General features: G+C 60.1%; 6 protein-coding genes. All 6 read left to right on the top strand.

Annotated elements, in window-relative coordinates; translation table 11 throughout:
* Positions 1 to 860 (top strand): sensor histidine kinase (locus tag BGIM_RS65965; RefSeq protein WP_193789007.1); only part of this gene is annotated, 860 nt, incomplete at its 5' end.
* Positions 857 to 2,773 (top strand): ATP-binding response regulator, encoded by a 1,917-nt coding sequence (locus tag BGIM_RS0122175; protein ID WP_020471926.1) that lies wholly within the window; start codon positions 857 to 859, stop codon positions 2,771 to 2,773. The genes BGIM_RS65965 and BGIM_RS0122175, both read left to right, overlap by 4 nt.
* Positions 2,774 to 2,911: 138 nt before the next feature.
* Entirely contained in the window at positions 2,912 to 3,406 is a 495-nt protein-coding gene (locus BGIM_RS0122170) for a PepSY-like domain-containing protein (protein ID WP_020471925.1), read from the top strand.
* 192 nt (positions 3,407 to 3,598) lie between these two features.
* Positions 3,599 to 4,285 carry a response regulator transcription factor gene (locus BGIM_RS0122165; protein ID WP_020471924.1) on the top strand — a complete coding sequence of 229 codons (687 nt, stop codon included), beginning with the start codon at positions 3,599 to 3,601 and terminating at the stop codon, positions 4,283 to 4,285.
* Positions 4,286 to 4,287: 2 nt separating this feature from the next.
* Positions 4,288 to 5,379: a bile acid:sodium symporter family protein gene (locus BGIM_RS0122160; protein WP_020471923.1), complete on the top strand. Its 1,092-nt coding sequence runs from the start codon at positions 4,288 to 4,290 to the stop codon at positions 5,377 to 5,379.
* On the top strand, positions 5,376 to 6,589 hold a 1,214-nt coding region (locus tag BGIM_RS51785; protein WP_193789006.1), incomplete at its 3' end, for a histidine kinase dimerization/phospho-acceptor domain-containing protein. The genes BGIM_RS0122160 and BGIM_RS51785, both read left to right, overlap by 4 nt.

Genomic DNA, 6,589 nt, shown 5'->3' with positions numbered 1-6,589 from the left:
AGGGCGGGGGGGGCCCCCGCCCCGCCACGGTGTTGCAAATCGCCAAAGTGGAAGGGCGCCATGTGGAGGATGGCCGACGGGTGCGGAAGGACGGATCGGTGTATTGGGCCGAATCCGCCGTCACCTCGCTAAATGACAATGCGGGCCGCCATATGGGTTTCGTCACGGTGACCCGCAACATCAACGAACGCAAGGCGGCAGAGGAACAAATCAGGGCGTCGCTCCGGGAGAAGGAAGTTCTTCTGAAGGAAATCCATCATCGGGTGAAAAACAATCTGCAAATCGTTTCCACATTGCTCGACCTTCAATCCGACCACACGACGGACTCGAAGGCGCTGACCATGTTCAAGGAGAGCCGCGGACGGGTCAAGTCAATGGCGATTATCCATGAACGGCTATACCGCTCGCAGGACATGGCCGGTGTGAACTTCACCGACTACGTCCGGCAACTGGCGGACGACCTCTATCGGGCCTACAAAGTGTCGGACAACGACATCCAGTTGGAACTCGACGTGGACATCCCGCCGCTGCCTATCGACACGGCCATCCCTTGCGGCCTGCTCCTGAACGAATTGATGTCGAACTGCCTCAAACACGCCTTCGCGGACACACAGGGGGGTTGCATTCGGGTGTCCCTTCGCCGTGACGGCGAGGCCAACATCCTCATTGTCTCCGACAACGGGACCGGCTTTCCCGCGGACACTGACTATCGCAAAAGCTCGTCTTTCGGGTTACAGTTAGTGAACACCCTGATCGAGCAACTTGGTGGTGAAATCACCCTGACCGGCGGCCGTGGGACCGTCTTCACCGTCCGATTCCCCAAAACTGACAATCATGTCCCCACAGGAACTTCTGCATGAACCCGACCACCATCCTCGTCGTTGAGGACCAGAAAATCATCTCGTTGGGAATTGAAAAGCAATTGCGGATCATGGGGTATGCGCTGGCGGGGACGGCCACGACCGGAGAGGAAGCTGTCCGGAAGGCGATCGAGCTCCGCCCCGATCTGATTCTCATGGACATCACCCTCGGCGACGGCATCGACGGCGTGGAGGCGGCGACGCGGATTCACGAGCAAATCAACGTGCCGGTGGTGTATCTCACCGCCAACTCGGACCACGCCACTCTTCAACGGGCGAAGCTGACCGACCCGTTCGGATATGTCTTGAAGCCGTTCGAGGAGAAAGACCTTCAGACGGCCATCGAGATTGGGTTGTATCGCCACAAAATGCAACAGCGGCTGAGAGAAAACGAGCAATGGCTGGCGGCCACCCTCGGCAGCATCGGTGACGGCCTGATCGCCACTGATGAGCGATGTCGCGTGCGCTTCATGAACTCGCTGGCCGAGCAACTGACCGGGTGGACGCTGGCCGACGCCCTCGACCGCGACCTGTCGGAGATCTTTCACATCATCGGGAGGCGAAACCGCGAGTTGGTCAGAAACCCGGTGCTGGATGCCTTGGAAAAAGGGGAAACCTCGGAGCTTGCCCCCGACACGCTGCTGATTGACAAAACCGGGAGGGAACGACCGATCGACGACAGTGCCGCCCCGATCCGTGATGTGAGCGGGAAGGTGTCCGGAGCGGTGCTGGTGTTCCGGGACATCACCGAACGCCGCCGGCTGGAGGATCATGTGCGGCAAGCCCAAAAGATGGAGGCCATCAGCCGGCTGGCGGGAGGCATCGCCCACGACTTCAACAACATCATGACCGTCATCACCGGGTTCAGCGAACTCCTTCTCGTCGAGGACCTGCCCCCCGCGGACCGCCTTGATTATTCGCGACACATCCACGATGCCGGAAAACGCGCCGCCGCCCTGACCCAGCAGATCATGGCGTTCAGCCGCAAGCAAATGCTCGTCCCCAGCGTGCTGAACCTGAACACGATTGTCCGCGACATGGGGGCAATGGTCAGACGGCTTCTCGGGACGAACATTGAACTGGCCGTCGAGATGGCCGCCGATCTCGGCGAGGTGACGGCCGATCCGACACAGATCGGGCAGGTGATCCTGAACCTGACGGCCAACGCCCGCGACGCCATGCCGAACGGGGGACGGCTGGAACTGGTCACGGCGAACATCGAGTTGGACGAGACGACCACCCGCCTCCATCCCGACCTGAAGCCGGGCATGTACGCCATGCTGTCGGTCAGCGACAATGGTTGCGGGATGTCCGACGAGGTGATGGGCCGCATCTTCGAGCCGTTCTTCACGACCAAGGGCGTCGGCGAGGGGACCGGCCTTGGTCTCGCCACGGTCTATGGAATTGTCAGGCAAAGCGGCGGCCACATTGATGTCACAAGCAAACTCGCAACGGGGACCAAGTTTCGGGTCTGCCTGCCGTTGATCCCCAAACCGGCTCCTCCGGAAATCAAACCGGAAATCAGACCGCCCGTGAAGAGTCATGAAACCATTCTGCTCGTCGAGGACGAGGAAATGGTCCGCCGGATGACCACCATGATCCTCCGACGGGTCGGTTATGACGTGCTGGAGGCGACGAACGGACTCGAAGCCGTGGCCCTGGCCGAGAAACACGGCAAGCAAATTCGTCTGTTAATCACCGATCTCATGATGCCCCAACTATCCGGGCGGGAAGTGGCCGACCGGCTGACAGCGCTCATCCCGGAATTGCGGGTGCTGTATGTGTCCGGGCACACGGACGATATCCTCATGCAACAGGGAATCGAAAAAGCGGCCGTCGATTTCCTGCAAAAACCCTTCAACATCAACGCCTTGAAGTTCAAAGTGCGCGAGATCCTTGACCGGCCCGAATAAGGCGGACGCTCCGGAAATAGCGCCCTTCTCGGAGATAAGCTGGAATTTATCTCCGGCTCACTCGAAGTTCACGGGCCTGCCGTATTATCTCCCACGTCGGGCCAAGAGCCCGTCCATTCTGAACAAAGGGAGACACGCATGCGTTACGTCACGGGATTGCTGGCCGGGTTGGTTTTGGTGATCGGCTCTGCCGCCGTGCGGGCCGACGAAGAGAAGGTCGCCGTCAAGGATTTGCCGAAGGCCATCGTTGACGCGGTGAAGGCCAAGTTCCCGAAGGCCGAACTCGTCAGCGGGGAAAAGGAAAAAGAAGACGGCAAGACGGTGTACGAAGTGAAGATCAAGGACGGCAAGACGGAACTGGAAATCAAGCTGACCGAAGAAGGCAAGATCGTCGAGCTTGAAAAGGAAATCGCCGTCAAGGATCTTCCGAAGGCCGTTGCGGAAGCCGTCGAAGCCAAATACCCGAAGGCCACCGTCAAGGAAGCCGAAGAAGTGACCAAGGGCGAAAAGACCGTCTACGAAGTCACCGTGAAAACAGCCGATGGCAAGACCCTTGAAGTGGCCCTCGACCCGGCCGGGAAGATTCTGACGACGGAAGAAGTGAAGGAAAAGAAGAAGGAAGAGAAGAAGTGATAAGGCTCGGATTGTGACACGATTCGGAAGATGACAAGGTGACACGGCTCGGAAGGTGACAAGGTGACAAAAGGCACATTGCTCGCGTTGAAATAGAAGCCTTGCTCCGACATTTGTTTTTTGTCACCGTGTCATTTTCCCGATCCGTGTCACAAACCAAAATTGAAACCCGCATCCGAGACAACAACCAAAATGGGCCTCCGCATCCTTCTCGTCGAAGACGCACCGGACATCGCGGACTTTGTCGTCCGGGGGTTGCGGGAGGAAGGTTTCACGGTCGAACACGCGGCCGACGGGACGACGGGCTGGCACCGGCTCTCGACGGAAGCGTGGGATGTCGTGTTGCTGGATTGGTGGCTGCCGGGGATTGACGGACTCGGGATTTTGCAACGCCATCGGCAGGATGGCGGGACAACACCCGTGCTGTTTCTCACCGCCCGAGACGCCATCTCGGACCGGGTTCGCGGCCTCGACGGCGGGGCCGACGATTATCTCTGTAAACCGTTTGCATTTGAAGAATTATTGGCCCGTGTCCGCTCGCTGACCCGACGAGGGGATCGGCGATCGGGGACGATTTTGGCGGTCGCCGATGTGACGGCGGACCTTGCCAGTCAACGGGTCGAACGAGCCGGGCAACGGCTGGACCTCACGGCCCGTGAATATGCCCTGCTGTTGTTTTTCCTGCGGCATCCCGGCGAGGTGCTTTCCCGCACCCGCATTTACGAACAAGTATGGGACGAACGATACGACGGACTTTCCAACACGCTCGAAGTGCATGTGATGGAGGTTCGCCGAAAATTGGAGGCTCATGGCCCGCGGTTGATCCAAACCGTCCGCGGCCGGGGCTATGTGTTCCATCATTCCGAGGAAGGAAGTTAGGAATGAAAAACGACAACCACACCATCGGGCGAATGGCCGAGTTCGTCCATCATTATCTGCTTTGGTTTGTGATCGTGGCCTACGGGTTTGCCGCGTTTCTGCCGCTTCCCGGCTTGTGGCTTCGGCATGTGAATCTCGGATCGGTCGATTGCTTCGGCCGGCACACGGAGTTACCTCTCCCGGCGGTGTTGCTGACCAGTCTTTTGTTCAACGCCGGCCTCGGGGTTCAACCGGGTCGTCTCGTGGGATTGGTGCGTCGGCCGCTGATTCTGTTCGGCGGGTTGCTTGGCAATCTCGTGGTGCCGCTGGGTTTCATCTTGGGAATCTCTCTCACGCTGAAATTCTGGCATAACCCCGAGGAAGTGCAGTGCATTTTGGTGGGGCTGGCGCTGGTGGCCTCCATGCCCATCGCCGGGTCGTCGACCGCCTGGAGTCAGAACGCGAACGGCGATCTGGCCCTCAGTCTCGGCTTGGTCGTCGCCTCCACCTGCCTGAGTCCGTTCACCACCCCGGCGGTGCTGCATACCGTTGGCTGGGTGGCCAACGGGACATTTGCCGACTGTTTGCATCAACTCGCGGGGAACGGCACCAGTTCGTTTCTCCTGACCTTTGTGATGCTGCCTTCGCTGGCCGGGATCGGTGTTCGCGCCATTGTCGGCGAGGCGGCGTTGAAGCCGGTCAAGCCGGTTCTCAAACTCGTCAATTCCGTGGTGTTGCTGGCGTTGTGCTATTCCAACGCGGCCGTGGCCCTGCCGGGCACGCTGGCCAACCCGGATTGGGATTTTCTGGGAGTGATGCTGGTGGTGGTGGCCGGTTTGTGCGTCGCCGGTTTTGTGGCCGGGGCGTTGCTGGCCCGCCTCGGCCGTGCGGACGATTCCCGGCGAATGTCCCTCATGTACGGGCTGGGGATGAACAACAACGGCACCGGCTTGGTGCTGGCCGCCGGGACGCTGTCGCACCTGCCGGACGTGATGTTGCCGATCATTTTCTATAACTTGGTCCAGCATGTGGTGGCCGGGATCGCCGGGCGAATCACTTCCCCGAGGCAAACCGATGTGTCAGCGGAAAAAGCGGCCGGGGATTTGGCCCGATGACTCTCACCAACCGGCTCACGCTGTTCTTTCTGGCGGCCCTCGCGGTCGTGCTGACCGGGTTCTCGGCCGGGTTGTATTTGCTCGTCCGGGATCACCTTTATCGGGAAGCCGACTCGCGGGCCAAGGGAACGATTGATTCCTTGGTGGCCTCCGTGGAAGACACGCCCGAGGGATTGGAATGGGAGCCGGAAGTACGCCGGACCGAGGCGTTAAAACGCGACAGTTCTTTGCCGTGGGCGTTATATGGCCCGGACGGAAACTGGCTGGATGGCTCGCCATCAATGCGGCCGATGCTTTCCGCTTTGCTGCCGCCCCATGACGACGAGCGAATCGAACAAGAGGATATCAGTTACAAAGGGAAGCCTTGGAGGCTCATCCGCCGAACCATCCTTCCGGCCAATTTTCCGATGGCCGGTCAGGAATGCAAAGGCAGGCATGACCGATTTGCCGCGTTTCTCTTTGTGACCGCCGAACCGCTCGGGCCAATTCACGACGATCTTCGCTGGCTGGCGGCCACGCTCGCAGGGCTTTCACTCGCGGCGTGGACGCTTACTGCCATCCTCGGCCGCTGGTTCTGCCGCCGGGCGCTGGCCCCGCTCACCCGCATGGCGGGCACGGTTCGGCTGATCTCCTCCGACCGGCTTGACGAACGGTTGCCTGATCCGAAGACAAACGACGAACTCGCCAACTTGGGAACCGCCTTCAATGATCTGCTCGCTCGTCTGGACGATGCCTTCGCCCGACAACGTCGCTTCACCGCCGAAGCTTCGCATCAACTCCGCACGCCGTTGACAGGAATGCTCGGTCAATTGGAAGTGGCCCTGCGGCGGGAACGCTCCCCGGAGGATTATCGCCGGGCGATGGAAGCCGTCCAGCGGCAGGCCATGCAGATGCGAGAACTCATCGAGATGCTGTTGTTCCTCGCCCGCGCGGATGCCGACGCCAAATCGCCGGACACGGCCGTGATCGAACTGGATGTCTGGCTGCGTGAGTTTGTCAAAAGCTGGGCCGGCCACGAACGGGCGGCGGATATCTCCCTTGGGACAACCAACACCGGCTTGCGGGCCAAGGCCTCCTCGGCATTGCTGGCCCAGGCGGTCGGCAATTTGCTGGACAACGCCTGCCGTTATTCCAACCCCGGCATGGCGATCAAATTACATCTCGAACGACGAGAAAAGGAAGCCGTTCTCACCGTGGAAGACATGGGCCA

Origin of the sequence: Zavarzinella formosa DSM 19928 (genome assembly GCF_000255705.1) — a bacterium.
Taxonomy (GTDB): Bacteria; Planctomycetota; Planctomycetia; order Gemmatales; family Gemmataceae; genus Zavarzinella; species Zavarzinella formosa.
This window is presented reverse-complemented; position numbering and strand designations above follow the sequence as displayed.

What these genes read in the sequence shown, in the direction of transcription:
- BGIM_RS0122165 (WP_020471924.1), top strand. Translation starts at nt 3,599, where the DNA reads ATGGGCCTCCGCATCCTTCTCGTCGAAGACGCACCGGACATCGCGGAC.
- BGIM_RS0122175 (WP_020471926.1), top strand. Translation starts at nt 857, where the DNA reads ATGAACCCGACCACCATCCTCGTCGTTGAGGACCAGAAAATCATCTCG.
- BGIM_RS0122170 (WP_020471925.1), top strand. Translation starts at nt 2,912, where the DNA reads ATGCGTTACGTCACGGGATTGCTGGCCGGGTTGGTTTTGGTGATCGGC.
- BGIM_RS0122160 (WP_020471923.1), top strand. Translation starts at nt 4,288, where the DNA reads ATGAAAAACGACAACCACACCATCGGGCGAATGGCCGAGTTCGTCCAT.